The organism is Bacillus cereus group sp. Bce041 (assembly GCF_052646455.1).
Genome location: NZ_JBQXON010000001.1, coordinates 555,178 through 571,291 on the forward strand (window position 1 = coordinate 555,178; position 16,114 = coordinate 571,291).

The window sequence follows — 16,114 nt, forward strand, 5'->3', positions numbered from 1 at the left end:
AGAAAAATTTTTCCTAATTTATCAAAGTTCATAAAAACCAATAATCAGTGGATGAACCAACCATCCACTGATTACAACTTTACTCTATTTTAGTACTCATCCTCGCGGAAACCTAGGTCACGAAGCTGAGACATTTTATTACGCCAATCTTTTTGCACTTTTACCCATACTTCTAAAAATACTTTAGAACCAAGTAGCGCTTCAATATCAAAACGAGCTCGCTTACCAACTTCTTTTAACATTTTTCCTTGTTTTCCGATGATGATTCCTTTTTGTGATGCACGTTCAACAACAATCGTTGCATTTATATAAACTGCCCCGCCCTCACGCTTTTGAATCGCATCGATAACAACAGCCACAGAATGCGGCACTTCTTCACGTGTTAAATGTAGTACTTTCTCACGAATAAGCTCTGCAATAATAAATCTCTCCGGATGATCCGTTACTTGATTCTCTGGATAGTATTGTGGTCCTTCTGGTAAATACTTTTTAATTGTCCCAATTAAAGCGTCCACATTATTACCGTCTAACGCAGAAATTGGTACAATCTCTGCAAACTCATGTAGTTTACGATATTGATCAATTAACTCTAGTAATTGCTCTGGATGAAGTTGGTCAATTTTATTAATGACTAAAAATACTGGTTGTTTTGTTTCTTTTAATTTCTCAATGATGAATTCCTCACCACGACCAAATCCTTCAACTGCATTAACCATAAACAGAACAATATCAACTTCTTTTAATGTCGTTTGCGCCATCTTTACCATGAAGTCGCCTAATTTATGTTTAGGTTTATGTATTCCTGGTGTATCAATGAAAATAACTTGTGCATCATTTTCTGTATATACACCTTGAATTTTATTACGAGTCGTTTGTGGCTTATCACTCATAATAGCAATTTTCTGGCCGATAATACGGTTTAAAAATGTAGATTTTCCAACATTCGGTCTGCCAATAATAGAGACAAAACCTGATTTATAACCTTTTCTATTCATGTAAATCCTCCGCTAAAAATGCTCCTGGTAACAATTCTCCGACTGTCGTCTCTTGAACGTCACCATGTAAGTTTGATAAGTATACTTTCGTATCCTGTTTACATAATTCTACCATAACTTGTCGACATGCTCCACAAGGAGGTACTGGACGCTTTGTATCTGCTACAACCGCAATGGCTACAAATTCGTTATCCCCTTCAGAAACCGCCTTAAATAAAGCTGTTCTTTCAGCACAATTACATAAGCCATATGATGCATTCTCAACATTACATCCACGATACACTTTTCCATCGCGCGTTAATAATGCTGCACCTACTTGAAATTTAGAATATGGTACGTACGCTTGTTTACGCGCTTCGATTGCTTCTAGAATTAATTGTTTACTATTCATATTCCCGCATCCTTCCTGTTCACAGCTATGAAGAGATACACTCTCTCATTAAAGGCCCTTACGGCACTTCCAAAGCTTAATAAAAGCTTCGGAATGCAACTATACCATATACGGTAAAAAGATAATAGCACCAATTATAACAGCTATAATTGCAAACAATAAAACCGCTCCTGCCGCAACATCCTTTGCAATTTTTGCAAACGGATGAATATCGGCAGTCGCTAAATCTACCGTTTTTTCCACAGCCGTATTTACCATCTCTAAACTCATTACACTCCCTATTACAATAAGTAATATCATCCACTCTATTTTCGTAATATGGAAATAAAAGCCGCAGCATATAACAATGACTGCGGCTAAATAATGGATTTTCATATTTCGTTCATGACGAAAACAAAAGAATATACCAGCTATAGCATATCCAAAACTATCTATAAGTTTTCCTTTTTTCATCGTCCTAATCCAAAAGCTTCTAAAATTTCTTTTTGTCTTCCGAACATTTCTTTTTCATCTTCTTCTGTCATGTGATCATAACCAAGTAAATGTAAAAAGCCATGTAACGCCAAAAATCCAAGTTCACGATCGAAAGAATGTCCGTACTCTTCAGCTTGCTCTTTCGCCCTTGGAATAGAGATAATAAGATCCCCTAACATGCGCGGCATCTCTGCACCAACAATCTCCATTTCTCCTTCTCCCATCTCTTCCATGGCAAAGGATATTACATCTGTAGGTTGATCTTTATCTCGGTAATCACGATTAATTTCTCTAATGCGCTCATTATCTACAAATGTCACCGATACCTCCGCACCATCCTCGATATTTTCCATTTGAGCTGCTTTTTCTAACACTTCACGAATTAAACTCATATACTCTTCTTTTACTTCTTCTGTTTCATCAATAAAATCAATTAACAAACTCATTCTTTCTCCTTTTCTTCCGGAGGTTCCGGATATGTAATACGCGAATGGAAAATACCATTTAACGTTTCACACAACGTTTTTCCAACGATTTGTAGTTCCTTAAACGTCAAATCACATTCACTAAATTGACCGTCTTGCAGTCGATCTTTAATAATACTTTGCACCAAATTATTAATTTGTTCTGGCGTTGGGTGATTCATAGAACGTACCGCAGCTTCTACACTATCAGCAATACCAACAATTGCCGATTCTTTCGAAGTTGCTTTTGAACCTGGATAACGGAACATCTCTTCTGTATATTTTTCTTTATCTTCTTTAATAGCTTTATAATAAAAATATTTCAGTAACGTTGTACCGTGATGTTGCCCAGCGATATCAATAATTTCTTGTGGAATATGATATTCTTCGAGCATTCTTACTCCATCCGTTACGTGAGCAATTATAATATCTTTACTCGTTACAGGATCTAATTTATCATGCGGGTTTTTAATTCCCATTTGGTTTTCAATAAAGAATTGAGGTTGTACTGTTTTTCCTACATCATGATAATATGCCCCTACACGCGCTAATACACCATTTGCCCCAACTGCTTCACAAGCAGCCTCAGAAAGATTCGCTACCATTACACTATGATGATATGTCCCTGGCGCTTCTAACAAAATTCTGCGTAAAAGCGGATGATTTGGACTTGATAGTTCCATAAGCTTCATACTTGATACGATTCCAAGTCCACTTTCTAAATATGGTAAAATCCCCATAGCCAAAACGGATGATATAATCCCTGAAAGTGAAGCCATTAATAATTGCGTACCAATTTCAAGAGGCGAAAAATTCCCATTACGTAATAATAAAAGCGCCGCCAATACGACTACATTTAATACAGAAACGAGTATACCAGCTTGTAAAATCATTGTACGACGATTTTTTTCTCGCAAGAAAATACTAACCGATAACGAACTTAACAATACGTAAATCCCTACACTATAATTTAATGTACTCGTTACTCCTTCATTAAACATAATACTTCCGCATACAGAAAAAATCATACTCGTTAAAAAGACAAATCGATCACCAATCATTAGTTTTACAAGTATTGTTCCCATCGCAACTGGGACAACATATGCAATCCCTGCGTATTCAAGTTTTTGAAACAAACTAATGATTTTCATTAAGACGATTGTGATAGACAAAATTGTAATATACGCTAAAACATACGGTCTATCTTCTCTTTTTCTCTTTAAAAATAATTCAAATTGTTTATGCATAAAGTATAGTAACACACCAATGAGTACCGCTAATCCAACATAAGGTTGAAAACCGTTCCCTTTTTCTAACAAACCAACTAATTTCAACTGATTATACACATCACTTGAAATTGTTTCACCTTCTCTAACAAGAACTTGTCCTTGAAGAATATAAACAGGTGGAACTAAATCTTCCTCTGCTTTTCTCTTCTCTTTCGTTAAGATTGGGTCATAAAAATAGTTAGCTGAAATTGCATATCTTCCTAGCGCCTTAATTGATTCTTTTAAACCATTATCAACATTAACACTATTCATCTCACTTACATATCGTTCTTTCGCATCTTTCAATTCGTCCATTTTAATATGCTCAGTCATGATACTATTAATCGCTGTGACCGCAGCATCTTTCGCTAATACTAATTGGCTCGGATCTGCATTAATCAAATTCAGTAAGTTTGAATCAGATAACTCTTTCGTTAAGTCAGCGGGTAGTTTCTTTTTTAACTTGTCCACTTTCTCAGCATCAGTCATCTTTTTTTGATCATCCGGTCCAACAGCTTTAATCTCTTGCACCACTTCATCCACTTTAGCAAAGACGTCATTCACAATATCAACTTTGTTTTGTTTATACTCACTTTTATATGTATATTGATCTTCAACTTTTGTAGCGGCTTCTTTTTTCTTTTTATCCGTTGTAACTTTATCTTCAATTTTTATAGGAGAATGGATTGTCTTTTTCGCAATAGAATACATATTAACATCTAATTGTTCTGGTTTTACATTATTCATAAGCGCAAAAAACAGCACTGCTCCTAACACAACGTAAGAAATCCAACTTAGTTTTTTCGAATGTTGTAAATTACGAAACCACTTAGAAATTTCTTGAGATCTTGACATGATTTCAATACCTTCTCCTCTCCAGAAATAAAGTGAAACTATTTATAGCTTTCATTTCTTCTACCAAACGATACTTTGAGGCAATATTTTATACACTAGTACCAATAGTTTATTTTCCTTATCTTTCATGATAGTAAAAAATATGACGTTCGCCAACCTTATCATACAAAAAGAAATGATCCTGACAAATAGGATCATTCCATTTTATCATATGCCTCAATAATACGTTGCACCAATGGATGTCTCACAACGTCCGTTTGTTCTAATGTAATAAATGACAGACCTGATACACCAGATAAAATATTAGCAGCTATAGATAGCCCTGATTTTACCCCTTTTGGCAAGTCTACTTGTGAAGGGTCCCCTGTAATAACCATTTTAGAACTAAAACCTAATCTTGTTAAAAACATTTTTATTTGAGCACCCGTTGTATTTTGAGCCTCATCTAAAATAACAAATGAATCATCAAGCGTACGCCCCCTCATATAAGCAAGCGGAGCTATTTCAATTACTCCTCGCTCCATCATACGCTGCGTATATTCTTGTCCAAGAATATCATGTAAAGCATCATATAACGGGCGTAAGTATGGATCTACCTTCTCTTTCAAATCCCCTGGTAAAAAACCTAAATTTTCTCCAGCTTCTACAGCAGGTCTTGTTAAAATAATTTTCTTTACATATCCTTGTTTTAAAGCCCTCACAGCCATTACTACAGCTAAATATGTTTTACCAGTTCCTGCAGGCCCTATCCCAAAGACAATATCATTCTTCTTCATCGCATGAATATATCTTCTTTGCCCCATTGTTTTTACACGAATGGATTTACCTTTTGCAGTCTTGAAAATTTCTTCCTCATATAACTCTTCAAATTGAGCAATTTTCCCTTGTTGTGCAAGCTGAATCGCATACGCAACATCTCTCTCTGAAATTGATATACTTTTACGAATTACAACAAGTAATTGCTGTAAGATTTTTTCTACGAGTGCCACCGTTTCAACTGCCCCAGATACATGAACAGTTTCTCCTCTAGTTACGATCGATACATTCAGTTCTCGTTCAATTACTTTTAAATGCGCATCATTAACTCCAAAAAGAGCGATTGCTTCGTTAGCATTTTCCAATTGTTGGTTCATTTCTACTAATTGTTCTGCCATTACTCAGTCTCCTTGAATATCGGATTCGGATATTGGTTGTGGCTCTGCAATATTTTCAACCACAGTATAATGCAATGTAACTTTTAGTTGATCCGCCTCAACCTCTTTACTCAAAATCTTATCACTTACAATCATAGCATGTTCATCCAATTTTTTCTTTAGTTCTTTTTCGGCCATCTCCTTCGCTACTTTCAGCGCTTGCTTTTCTGTATATTCTCGATTCGCTTCTTCCTCTTCTCTCACAACATCTTTTTCATATGCAATCGGCAGTGTAAAACCAAATAATTTCACATCATGCTTTACACTTTCAGTACGAGAGCGTTTATACTTATCATGCTGAAATCCCCATATTTTTATTTTCGTATCCCCAAATTTAAGAAAATGTTCATTGTATACATTACCAGTATACACTTGGAATTGCGTCTTTAACGGGACATCCACCTTAGATGTATACCACGTTTCGCCATATACAATACCTTTCGCTGAAACAATCGTCGGACTTTCCTCATTACCATATATTCCCGATACGAGAATCTGTCCTTTTTCTACATGATCATTTTTCAGTACAACCGGCTTTCCAACTTCTACAAACGTTTTTGTAATAATCGCTTCTTTTTTTGCTACTAAATTTTGCGGCCTTTGTTCCTTTTCTTTCTTCGGTTCGTTTTTTTCAACAATTTTAAAATGATAAGTCGTTCCCCTTACTTCTAGTCCCGCCCAAGTAATGGCATTAATATTATCTGTCAAATGGCGTTGTACATCTTCTACATTCGGCATTTGAAATTGTAGTTTCCCTTTTTTAATACCCATTTTATCCAATTCTTTCATCAATATATATTCTGTTTCAGGTTTAGCACCTGTAATTTCAATTTTCCAAACCATATTTGACATTGCAATCACACCAAAAAAGAAAATTAAAAAACCAATTAAAAATCCACTGTTTTTAATTAAACGTTTATTCCAAAAAGGAAAACCATAACGTCCAATAAAATATAATTTACATTCATTTTTTCTATAAATTGGTTTTATTTTTTTCACATCGCGTAACAACATACAAAAAACTAACGTTTCATCAGCTATCTTTTTAACATCCCAAACTAATAAATTCCTCCGTACACATTCATTAACAAACCGTTCCGCTCCTCTACCTTCAATTCGCACTTTTACATATCCAAGCCACTTTATAAACCATTTATTTTTCATTTACCACCTTCACTACCTTTCTAAAAGTAGATATACTACTTTTTATTTGAAGCATTAAAATAGCTCGTACTAAAATAAAACAGAGTAAAACTGTAATCAGTCTCTATCAACGGAACTTTTACAGGATAAAGAAGAAAAACTTCACAAATGGAAGTTTCACTTCAATCACCTTTTTTTTCATTTTCTAAAAATGTTACTTGCTCAATTATCCCCTCGAGTAAAAGCTCTTCTGGAAGAATCGTTTTAATAACAAAGGATTGTCCTTTAATTAATAATTGACCGTGTTTTAAAAGCAATCGCACTTCTTTATCTGAAAACACTAATAACCCCCGATGATTTTCTATATAAATATGTATTTGCCCAACAAGAGTAATCCGAGGTAGATCCATTAACACATCCACTGGTAGGTCTACTTGTTTTGTCAACCAATTTTTCATTTGTTCTAATTTCTTCATCTCGAAAGACCCCCTCTCATCCCATATATATGTATTTCTTCACAAGTGCCTATCGTGTTATAACGACTTCACTAACATAACTATATTCTGCAAGAGTTCATATCATGTTAATTAAAACAGTCGCTATATGAAATCATATTTGTCAGGATAATGATGGATCAGAGGATGTTACCTTTAATAATAGAAGTATTAATACAAGAATATGCGCCCCTACAGGATATCAGTACAAGTTACATTAAGAAATTGAGCCTAGCGAGAAGTGGGAAACTTGAAAAAACCTGTTACAATTCGTTCTGGACGTGACATACTGACCATAGAATAAGTAGTTGTCATTTATTGGACAACTGAGATAAAGTAAAACTATAATCAATCCTCACCAATCGGGCTACCCGTTAATGCGGGATAAAATCAAAAAAAAAGAAAATTTCTTCACTCTGAATGTTACGTTGTAAGTAAGAATATTTTATAGATGGTTGTTATATGAATTTCAAAAAATATTAGGGTTCATTAAAAAATGAATTAATAAATGAGGAAATACGAAAGGAAATCGGCTTTGGTCAAGAAGTTTTGAATGTTATAAAACAAGTTACCGACAGTAATATCCAGCCATTTTATGCAACTGATGCAAAATCTAAAATAGTTAGAATCTCTTTCGTTACCTTTGAGGATTATGCTGAAGAGCAAGCTATAAAACTTCAATCTGAGTTTCAGAAGGCTCGGTACTTAGCTTTTATTCGCGAAAGAAGTTTTAGTCAAGGAAGTAAGAATAGGTGTAGAATCGGAATTATACAAGGAAATAATAAATTGAAACTTTAACTAGAGGGGTTTTTATCACTTACAGAAACGCTTTTTAAGCAATATAGCGTTTCTCCTTAATCAGAACAATAAAAAAACGTCTCATACGAAATGAGACGTTTTTTTATGCTAATAGCTGGATAACCAGCTTATTCACAAGTGATCCGTCTGTTTTACCTTTTACTTTCGGCATAACAGCAGTCATCACCTTACCCATATCTGCTTTAGAAGTCGCACCAACTTCAGAAATAACTTGCTTGATTACATCAACTAGTTCTTCTTCAGTTAATTGCTCTGGCAAATATGCGCTTAAAATCTGAATTTCACTTTGCAGTTTATTAACAAGGTCTTCACGACCAGCTTTTTTAAATTCAAGGAGGGAGTCCTTATACTGTTTTACTTCACGAGCTAAAACTGTTATTTCCTCTTCTTCAGTAAGAGTATGTTGCAGTTTAATACCTTCATTTTGTAAAGCAGCCTTAACCATACGAATAACGGTTAATTTTTCTTTTTGTTTATTCTTCATCGCTTGTTTCATATCATCGTTTAAACGACCGAGAAGACTCATAACTTACACCCTCTCTTAGAATTTACGCTTTCTTGCCGCTTCAGATTTCTTCTTACGTTTTACACTTGGTTTTTCATAAAACTCGCGCTTTCTTGCTTCAGCAAGTGTACCAGTTTTAGAAACCGATCTTTTAAAACGGCGAAGTGCATCCTCCAAAGACTCGTTTTTACGAACGACTGTTTTTGACATTCTCTTTCCCTCCCTCCGAAACATCACACTTACATACTAACTTCAGCATGCAAAAAGAAACACTTCTTCAGCATGTCTTTTACGATTATAATACATTTTATCACTTCAGGTCAACTATTTGGCAGAATAAAAGAAGAATAGAAGCATTTCCTTTTCAAAAGTTATGCAAATAACTAGTATCCTTCACTGATGAAGACAACTATATTTTTATCATTTCATCTTTTTTCATACAGGGATGCATGAAACGCCTCCCCACCTTCTATTACTTAACCGCTTCAAATAAAGAAAGCATGCAAACCGTTTCCGGTTGCACGCTCTTTTTATGCGCTAGCTGATTCTTTTTTCACATCATCTTCAAGAACACGAACAAATTGCGCTTCGTTATATGGATAACCAGCTTTCGTAATTTTCACTTTCACTAGCTTACCAATTAATTCTTCTGATCCTTCAAATACAATTTTCAAGTAGTTATCTGTATAACCTACATATAACCCTTCACGGTCGCCCTCTTTAAATTGCTCTTCCGGAATGATTTCAAGCACTTCACCTTCAAACGCTGATGCGTACTCTTTCGCTAATTGATTAGATAGCTCAATTAAACGATGAACACGATCGTTCTTCACATCTTCAGGAACTTGATCTTCCATGCGCGCTGCAGGTGTTCCTGTACGTTTTGAGTAAGGGAACACATGTAACTCAGAGAAGCGGTTCTCTTTAATGAAATTGTATGTTTCCATGAATTCTTCTTCTGTTTCACCTGGGAAACCAACGATTACGTCAGATGTAATCGCAAGGCCTGGTAACGCTTCTTTCAAACGATCTAAACGCTCTTGGAAGAATTCCATCGTATATTTACGACGCATACGTTTTAATACAGTATTAGAGCCAGATTGCAACGGAATATGCAAGTGGCGTACAACTACTTCAGATTTATCTAACACTTCAATTACTTCATCTGAAATTTGACTCGCTTCAATAGAAGAAATACGAAGACGTTTTAATCCGCCTACTTCCGCTTCCATATCACGAAGTAATCCAGCTAAGTTATAATCTTTTATGTCTTCGCCGTATCCACCTGTATGAATACCCGTTAATACGATTTCTTTATAGCCTGCATCCACTAATTGTTGCGCTTGTTTAATAACTTCTTTTCCATCACGAGAACGCATTAAACCGCGCGCCCAAGGAATGATACAGAATGTACAGAAGTTATTGCAACCCTCTTGTATTTTTAAAGACGCACGTGTACGATCCGTGAAATAAGGTACATCAAGTTCTTCGTACACACGTGTTTTCATAATATTGCGGACAGCATTAATTGGTTGACGCTCTTTACGGAATTCTTCGATGTAACCTAACATCTTTTCACGATCCTGTGTACCAACTACAATATCCACACCCGGGATCGCCATAATTTCAGCTGGAGATGTTTGTGCATAACATCCCGTTACACAAATAACTGCATCTGGATTTTGACGCACAGCACGTCTGATTACTTGACGGCTTTTTTTGTCCCCAGTATTCGTTACTGTACATGTGTTAATAACATATACATCAGCTTTCTTTTCATATTCTGTTCTTTCATAACCACCTTGTTTAAACAATTGCCAAATGGCTTCTGTTTCATAGTGGTTTACTTTACAACCTAACGTATGGAACGCAACAGTTGACATTGATCATCACCCCATCAATTCAAAATGATACGAAGCAGCACTTAACGCGTATAACGGCGCCGTTTCTGTTCTTAAAATTCTTGGTCCTAAACTACATGGTACAAATTTATGTTCACGAAGCGCTGTAATCTCTTCCTCAGCTAAACCGCCTTCTGGGCCAAATACAATCAATAGCTTTTGACCTGGTTTCATTGTCGTTAAAGCTTTCGCAAAATTAGATTTCTCGCCTTGTTTTGCTTCCTCTTCGTAAGCAACAAGACAAGCATCATACTCACCACTCATTGAAAGCAATTGCTTAAATGATGCTGGAGCATGTACTTCTGGAATTTCACTTCTATGTGATTGTTCCGCAGCTTCTTTCACAATTTTTCTTAAACGCTCAACTTTTTTATCAGCTTTTTTCGCATCCCATTTTACGATAGAGCGAGATGCTTGAAATGGTAAGAATGCAGCTGCCCCAAGCTCAGTTCCTTTTTGAAAAATTAACTCTAGCTTGTCTCCTTTTGGCAGTCCACTTGCAATCGTCACGAAAACAGGAAGTTCACTTGACGCCTCTACCCATTCTACAATAGCCGTATTAATAAATTCACTGGTAATTTCATCAATTGAACATACTGCTGTTTTTCCATTTACACAGCAATAAATATGATCACCAGCTGACATACGCATCACTCTTGCGATATGATGTACGTCATCACCTACAATGCGAATACTTGTCTCATTTACATATTTCTCTTCTACAAAATAACGTTGCATATAATCACCTTAGTAGAGTTTCGTTCCTTTCGTAAGTCAACACTTACGAAAAGAACGAAACGTTATCATTTTTCATATAACAAACGGCAAGTCCCTCACCTTATAGTGAGAGACTCCCCTTTTCATTATAGACTAAAATCTATATTACGCATTTCGTGCAATAATTGCTACCCAATCTTCCATTCGTAACACTTCTTCAATTGTAAATCCAGCTTTTTCTAGCGCCTCAGAAATTACTTTTTCCTTCGCAGCAATAATGCCCGATGTAATAAATAATCCACCTGACTTCACAACTCTTGCTGCATCTTCAGGGAATAATAGAATAATTTCTGCTAATAAGTTAGCTACGATTAAATCAACAGGACCTTCAATACCTTCTAAAAGACTATTTTGTCCAACAGACACGATATCATCTGTTTTATTTAAACGTACATTCATTTCTGCACTTTCAACCGCAACCGGATCTAAATCATACGCTTGAACAGAAGACGCACCTAATTTTGCTGCTGCAATACTAAGTACACCAGAACCTGTTCCTACATCAATAATAGCGTCACCTGGCTGTACTGTTTTTTCTAAAGCACGGATACACATCGTTGTTGTTGGATGAGTTCCTGTACCAAACGCCATACCCGGGTCTAATTCAATGATTTTTTCATCAGGAGAAGATGGTGTATATTCTTCCCAAGTCGGTACGATTGTGAATGTATCAGAAATTTGTACTGGATGGTAATATTTTTTCCAAGCAGTAGCCCAATCTTCTTCATTGACTTCGTTAACGGTAATATTTCCAGTACCAATTTCGATGTCGTAAGATGGAAGCACATCAATAGATGATTTTACACCTGCAATCGTTTCATGTAAAGAATCGGTTTGCGGGAAATATGCTTTTATTAATACACCTTCCGCCGGATATTCATCTGGATTCAATGCATAAATTTCACCATATTGTTGCTCGCGCTCTTTCGTTAACTCCGCTGGATCCTCAATCGCAACTCCGCTAGCACCAGCTTCATGTAAAATATGAGAGACAGCTTCTACTGCTTCTTCTGTTGTATGAATACTAATTTCTGACCATTTCACAATTTACCAACTCCATTTTTTATTTCCATTATTCCCCTTTGAAAGCACGTTTAAGCTTTCCGAATAAACTATCATCCTGCTCTTCTTGTCCTGCAAATTCACGTAATAAATCTTTTTGCTGTGAAGTCAATTTCGTCGGTACAACAACACGAACGACTACATATTGATCTCCTTGACCGTATCCACGTACGTTCGGAGCACCTTTTCCTTTTAAGCGGAACTCTGTTCCAGTTTGTGTTCCTGCTGGGATTTTCAGCTTCACTTTACCATGAACAGTAGGAACTTCCACTTCAGCACCAAGTGCCATTTGTGCAAATGTTAATGGCATTTCGCAAATAATGTGGTCTCCTTCACGCTCGAAGAATTCATGATTTCTTACATGAACAACAACATATAAGTCTCCTGCTGGTCCGCCATTTACGCCGGCTTCACCTTTTCCAGACACACGAATTTGTTGACCATTATCAATACCCGCTGGAATTTTAACATTAATTTTTTTACGTTTACGAACTTTACCTGAACCGTGACATGTCGTACATTTTTCTTTAATAATTTGTCCAGTTCCTGAACAATGACCACAAGCTTGACGGTTTACGATACGACCAAACGGTGTGTTTTGTTCAACACTCACTTGACCAGAACCTGAACAATGTTTACATGTTTCTTTTGAAGTTCCTGGTTTTGCTCCACTACCTTTACAAGTATCACATGGATCTTCTACTGGAATTTCCACATTTAATTCCTTACCAAAAATAGCTTCTTCAAAATCTAAAGTGACTTGATATTGTAAGTCAGCGCCTTGGCGCGGAGCATTTGGATCACGACGTCTGCCGCCGCCACCGCCAAAGAAAGAACTAAATATATCTTCAAAACCGAAGCCACCACCGAAGTCTCCTCCGCCGCCAAATCCACCGAATCCTTGATTTGCACCAGCATGACCAAATTGATCGTACTGCGCACGCTTTTGATCATCACTTAACACTTCGTATGCTTCTTGTACTTCTTTAAACTTTTCAATTGCATTTTCTTCTTTGCTTACGTCTGGATGGTATTTTTTAGCCAAACGACGATACGCTTTTTTTATTTCATCTGTTGAAGCGCCCTTGCTAAGTCCAAGGACCTCATAATAGTCTCGTTTACTCATAAATTTACAACCCCCGAATCTTTCACATAAACGTAATTTTAACACCGAAAGAAAGTGCTTTGCAACAAAGTTTCCTCACTTACAGTATGCAAAGCGAAAAACTTAAGATCCTCACACATCGCTTCTCATTCGTGAAAAAAGCCAAAGTCAAGGCACGCTTGACTTTGACTTTTTGTCATCTTACTTATTATGTTTACAGTTGAATTACTTGTCTTCTTTTACTTCTTCAAACTCAGCGTCAACTACATTGTCTTTCTTCGCGCCAGCGTCTTGTGCACCTTGCGCACCTTCTGCTTGACCAGCAGCTGCTTGAGCTTGCTCGTATAATTTAACAGTTAATTGTTGTACGATTTCTTGTAAAGCATCTTTTTTCGCACGAATTTCTTCAAGCTCGTTTTTCTCGATTGCAGCTTGTAATGCTTCTTTCGCTTCTGTTGCTTTTGCAACTTCAGCTGCATCTACTTTACCTTCTAAATCTTTTACAACTTTGTCTGTTTGGAATACAAGTTGGTCAGCTTCATTACGAAGTTCAACTTCTTCCTTACGTTTTTGGTCAGCGTCAGCATTTGCTTCCGCTTCTTGTACCATACGTTCTACTTCTTCATCAGAAAGACCTGAAGAAGATTGGATTGTAATAGCTTGCTCTTTGCTTGTTCCTAAGTCTTTCGCACGTACGTTAACGATACCGTTCGCATCAATATCGAATGTTACTTCGATTTGTGGAATACCACGTGGTGCTGGTGGAAGGTCAGTTAATTGGAAACGACCTAACGTTTTGTTGTCAGCTGACATCGGACGCTCACCTTGTAATACGTGAATGTCTACTGCTGGTTGATTATCAGCAGCTGTCGAGAATACTTGTGACTTACTTGTTGGAATTGTAGTGTTACGCTCGATTAATTTCGTGAACACGCCACCCATAGTTTCAATACCTAAAGAAAGTGGAGTTACGTCTAATAATAGAACGCCTTCTACATCACCAGTAAGTACGCCACCTTGAACTGCAGCACCTAATGCTACAACTTCATCAGGGTTTACACCTTTATATGGCTCTTTACCAGTTTCACGTTTAATAGCTTCTTGTACAGCTGGGATACGAGTAGATCCACCAACAAGAATAACTTTATCTAATTCGCTTGGAGCAAAACCAGCGTCTTTTAATGCACGACGAGTTGGCTCTAATGTTCTTTCAACAAGACCTGCTGAAAGCTCTTCGAATTTCGCTCTTGTTAACGTTAATTCTAAGTGTAATGGACCAGCAGCTCCAGCACTAATGAATGGTAATGAAATTTGAGTTTGTGTTACACCAGAAAGATCTTTTTTCGCTTTTTCAGCTGCATCTTTCAAGCGTTGAAGCGCCATTTTATCTTGGCTTAAATCAATGTTATTTTCTTTTTTGAACTCAGCTACTAAGTGATCGATGATAACTTGGTCAAAGTCATCGCCACCAAGACGGTTGTCACCAGCAGTTGAAATAACTTCGAATGTGCCGTCTGCTAACTCAAGGATAGATACGTCAAATGTACCGCCACCTAAGTCATATACTAAGATTTTTTGTTCTTCGTCTTGTTTTTCTAAACCGTAAGCAAGTGCTGCTGCTGTTGGCTCGTTAATGATACGCTCAACTTCTAAACCAGCGATACGACCAGCATCTTTCGTTGCTTGACGCTCTGCATCGTTGAAGTATGCAGGTACTGTAATAACAGCTTTCGTTACTGTTTCACCTAAGTATGCTTCAGCAGAAGCTTTTAAATTTTGTAAAATGATTGCAGAAATTTCTTGAGGTGTATAATCTTTACCTTCAACTTCTACTTTGTAGTCTGTACCCATATGACGTTTAACAGACATGATTGTATTTGGGTTTGTAATTGCTTGGCGCTTTGCAACTTCCCCAACTTGACGTTCTTCATTTTTGAAAGCTACAACAGAAGGTGTTGTACGGTTCCCTTCTGGATTTGGGATAACCTTTGGTTCTCCACCTTCCATAACAGCTACACAAGAGTTTGTTGTACCTAAGTCAATACCGATAATTTTACTCATGGCGAATCCTCCTAGTTTTATGTAAATTATTGATTTACTTTTACCATTGATGGGCGAATCACACGGTCTTTTAATTTATAACCTTTTTGGAATTCTTCCACAACCGCGTTTGATTCAAATTCACTATCTTCCACTTGCATAATAGCTTGGTGTTCATTAGGATCAAACTGTTTACCAACAGCTTCAATCACTTCCACACCTTCTTTAGTCAGCGCTTCTAACAATTGACGATGCACCATCTCCATACCTTGTAACAATGATTTCGTTTGCTCATCAGTCGCTTCCACTTGCATTGCTCTTTCAAAATTATCAAGAGCTGGCAAGATGTCTGAAACTAGACTTTGTGCTCTATATTTTTCAGCAGCCTGTTTATCCATTTGGACACGGCGCTTATAATTTTCAAAATCAGCTTGTAGACGTAATGTGCGACCTTCCGTTTCCGTTAGTTTCGCTTGTAACTCATCTACTTTTTCTTGTAAAAGAGCAGCCTCACTTTTTTCTTCTACAGTTTCTTCACTGTTTTCTGGCGTGACAGCTTCTTCAACTTGCGCTTCTTTTACTTCTTCTACCACTTGTTCGTTACGCTCTTCCACAATATTCACCTCCT

The 16,114-nt window shown here is 36.7% G+C and carries 16 protein-coding genes; all 16 read right to left on the minus strand.

Translation table 11 applies throughout. The features are described from left to right. Positions 1 to 89: 89 nt before the first annotated feature. Positions 90 to 995 carry a GTPase Era gene (gene era, locus ACUN13_RS02925; protein WP_001080230.1) on the minus strand — a complete coding sequence of 302 codons (906 nt, stop codon included), beginning with the start codon at positions 993 to 995 and terminating at the stop codon, positions 90 to 92. Next, on the minus strand, positions 988 to 1,386 hold the full coding sequence (locus tag ACUN13_RS02930; RefSeq protein WP_001086283.1) for a cytidine deaminase: 399 nt from the start codon (positions 1,384 to 1,386) through the stop codon (positions 988 to 990). Before ACUN13_RS02930 ends, era begins: the two co-directional genes overlap by 8 nt. Before the next feature lie 99 nt (positions 1,387 to 1,485). Continuing rightward, positions 1,486 to 1,839: a diacylglycerol kinase family protein gene (locus ACUN13_RS02935; protein WP_000715464.1), complete on the minus strand. Its 354-nt coding sequence runs from the start codon at positions 1,837 to 1,839 to the stop codon at positions 1,486 to 1,488. Further along, on the minus strand, positions 1,836 to 2,306 hold the full coding sequence (gene ybeY / locus ACUN13_RS02940) for an rRNA maturation RNase YbeY (protein WP_000054684.1): 471 nt from the start codon (positions 2,304 to 2,306) through the stop codon (positions 1,836 to 1,838). Before ybeY ends, ACUN13_RS02935 begins: the two co-directional genes overlap by 4 nt. After that, on the minus strand, positions 2,303 to 4,447 hold the full coding sequence (locus tag ACUN13_RS02945) for an HD family phosphohydrolase (protein ID WP_000091510.1): 2,145 nt from the start codon (positions 4,445 to 4,447) through the stop codon (positions 2,303 to 2,305). Before ACUN13_RS02945 ends, ybeY begins: the two co-directional genes overlap by 4 nt. Positions 4,448 to 4,641: 194 nt before the next feature. Beyond that, a complete protein-coding gene (locus tag ACUN13_RS02950; RefSeq protein WP_000840501.1) occupies positions 4,642 to 5,601 on the minus strand; it encodes a PhoH family protein in 960 nt (319 codons plus the stop codon). 3 nt (positions 5,602 to 5,604) lie between these two features. After that, positions 5,605 to 6,804: a sporulation protein YqfD gene (gene yqfD / locus ACUN13_RS02955; RefSeq protein ID WP_000792498.1), complete on the minus strand. Its 1,200-nt coding sequence runs from the start codon at positions 6,802 to 6,804 to the stop codon at positions 5,605 to 5,607. A gap of 161 nt (positions 6,805 to 6,965) precedes the next feature. Next, on the minus strand, positions 6,966 to 7,259 hold the full coding sequence (gene yqfC, locus ACUN13_RS02960) for a sporulation protein YqfC (protein WP_000732269.1): 294 nt from the start codon (positions 7,257 to 7,259) through the stop codon (positions 6,966 to 6,968). A 919-nt stretch (positions 7,260 to 8,178) separates the two neighbouring features. After that, positions 8,179 to 8,622, minus strand: a complete 444-nt coding sequence (locus ACUN13_RS02965; protein WP_000054562.1) for a GatB/YqeY domain-containing protein — start codon at positions 8,620 to 8,622, stop codon at positions 8,179 to 8,181. A gap of 15 nt (positions 8,623 to 8,637) precedes the next feature. Then, on the minus strand, positions 8,638 to 8,811 hold the full coding sequence (rpsU, locus tag ACUN13_RS02970) for a 30S ribosomal protein S21 (protein WP_000048061.1): 174 nt from the start codon (positions 8,809 to 8,811) through the stop codon (positions 8,638 to 8,640). Positions 8,812 to 9,131: 320 nt separating this feature from the next. After that, positions 9,132 to 10,484: a tRNA (N(6)-L-threonylcarbamoyladenosine(37)-C(2))-methylthiotransferase MtaB gene (gene mtaB / locus ACUN13_RS02975; RefSeq protein ID WP_000108680.1), complete on the minus strand. Its 1,353-nt coding sequence runs from the start codon at positions 10,482 to 10,484 to the stop codon at positions 9,132 to 9,134. Between the two features lie 6 nt (positions 10,485 to 10,490). After that, on the minus strand, positions 10,491 to 11,240 hold the full coding sequence (locus ACUN13_RS02980; protein WP_001190154.1) for a 16S rRNA (uracil(1498)-N(3))-methyltransferase: 750 nt from the start codon (positions 11,238 to 11,240) through the stop codon (positions 10,491 to 10,493). 144 nt (positions 11,241 to 11,384) lie between these two features. After that, positions 11,385 to 12,323 carry a 50S ribosomal protein L11 methyltransferase gene (prmA, locus tag ACUN13_RS02985; RefSeq protein WP_000872097.1) on the minus strand — a complete coding sequence of 313 codons (939 nt, stop codon included), beginning with the start codon at positions 12,321 to 12,323 and terminating at the stop codon, positions 11,385 to 11,387. 28 nt (positions 12,324 to 12,351) lie between these two features. After that, positions 12,352 to 13,467, minus strand: a complete 1,116-nt coding sequence (dnaJ, locus tag ACUN13_RS02990; RefSeq protein WP_000043946.1) for a chaperone protein DnaJ — start codon at positions 13,465 to 13,467, stop codon at positions 12,352 to 12,354. A gap of 204 nt (positions 13,468 to 13,671) precedes the next feature. Next, complete coding sequence (gene dnaK, locus ACUN13_RS02995) at positions 13,672 to 15,507, minus strand: chaperone protein DnaK (protein WP_000034700.1); 1,836 nt, start codon at positions 15,505 to 15,507, stop codon at positions 13,672 to 13,674. Between the two features lie 26 nt (positions 15,508 to 15,533). Then, entirely contained in the window at positions 15,534 to 16,100 is a 567-nt protein-coding gene (gene grpE / locus ACUN13_RS03000; protein ID WP_000392711.1) for a nucleotide exchange factor GrpE, read from the minus strand. Positions 16,101 to 16,114 lie beyond the last annotated feature (14 nt).

Excerpts from the sequence above, each read along its gene's own strand:
- era (WP_001080230.1), bottom strand. The coding sequence starts at position 995 with ATGAATAGAAAAGGTTATAAATCAGGTTTTGTCTCTATTATTGGCAGA.
- ACUN13_RS02930 (WP_001086283.1), bottom strand. The coding sequence starts at position 1,386 with ATGAATAGTAAACAATTAATTCTAGAAGCAATCGAAGCGCGTAAACAA.
- ACUN13_RS02935 (WP_000715464.1), bottom strand. The coding sequence starts at position 1,839 with ATGAAAAAAGGAAAACTTATAGATAGTTTTGGATATGCTATAGCTGGT.
- ybeY (WP_000054684.1), bottom strand. The coding sequence starts at position 2,306 with ATGAGTTTGTTAATTGATTTTATTGATGAAACAGAAGAAGTAAAAGAA.
- ACUN13_RS02945 (WP_000091510.1), bottom strand. The coding sequence starts at position 4,447 with ATGTCAAGATCTCAAGAAATTTCTAAGTGGTTTCGTAATTTACAACAT.
- ACUN13_RS02950 (WP_000840501.1), bottom strand. The coding sequence starts at position 5,601 with ATGGCAGAACAATTAGTAGAAATGAACCAACAATTGGAAAATGCTAAC.
- yqfD (WP_000792498.1), bottom strand. The coding sequence starts at position 6,804 with ATGAAAAATAAATGGTTTATAAAGTGGCTTGGATATGTAAAAGTGCGA.
- yqfC (WP_000732269.1), bottom strand. The coding sequence starts at position 7,259 with ATGAAGAAATTAGAACAAATGAAAAATTGGTTGACAAAACAAGTAGAC.
- ACUN13_RS02965 (WP_000054562.1), bottom strand. The coding sequence starts at position 8,622 with ATGAGTCTTCTCGGTCGTTTAAACGATGATATGAAACAAGCGATGAAG.
- rpsU (WP_000048061.1), bottom strand. The coding sequence starts at position 8,811 with ATGTCAAAAACAGTCGTTCGTAAAAACGAGTCTTTGGAGGATGCACTT.
- mtaB (WP_000108680.1), bottom strand. The coding sequence starts at position 10,484 with ATGTCAACTGTTGCGTTCCATACGTTAGGTTGTAAAGTAAACCACTAT.
- ACUN13_RS02980 (WP_001190154.1), bottom strand. The coding sequence starts at position 11,240 with ATGCAACGTTATTTTGTAGAAGAGAAATATGTAAATGAGACAAGTATT.
- dnaJ (WP_000043946.1), bottom strand. The coding sequence starts at position 13,467 with ATGAGTAAACGAGACTATTATGAGGTCCTTGGACTTAGCAAGGGCGCT.
- dnaK (WP_000034700.1), bottom strand. The coding sequence starts at position 15,507 with ATGAGTAAAATTATCGGTATTGACTTAGGTACAACAAACTCTTGTGTA.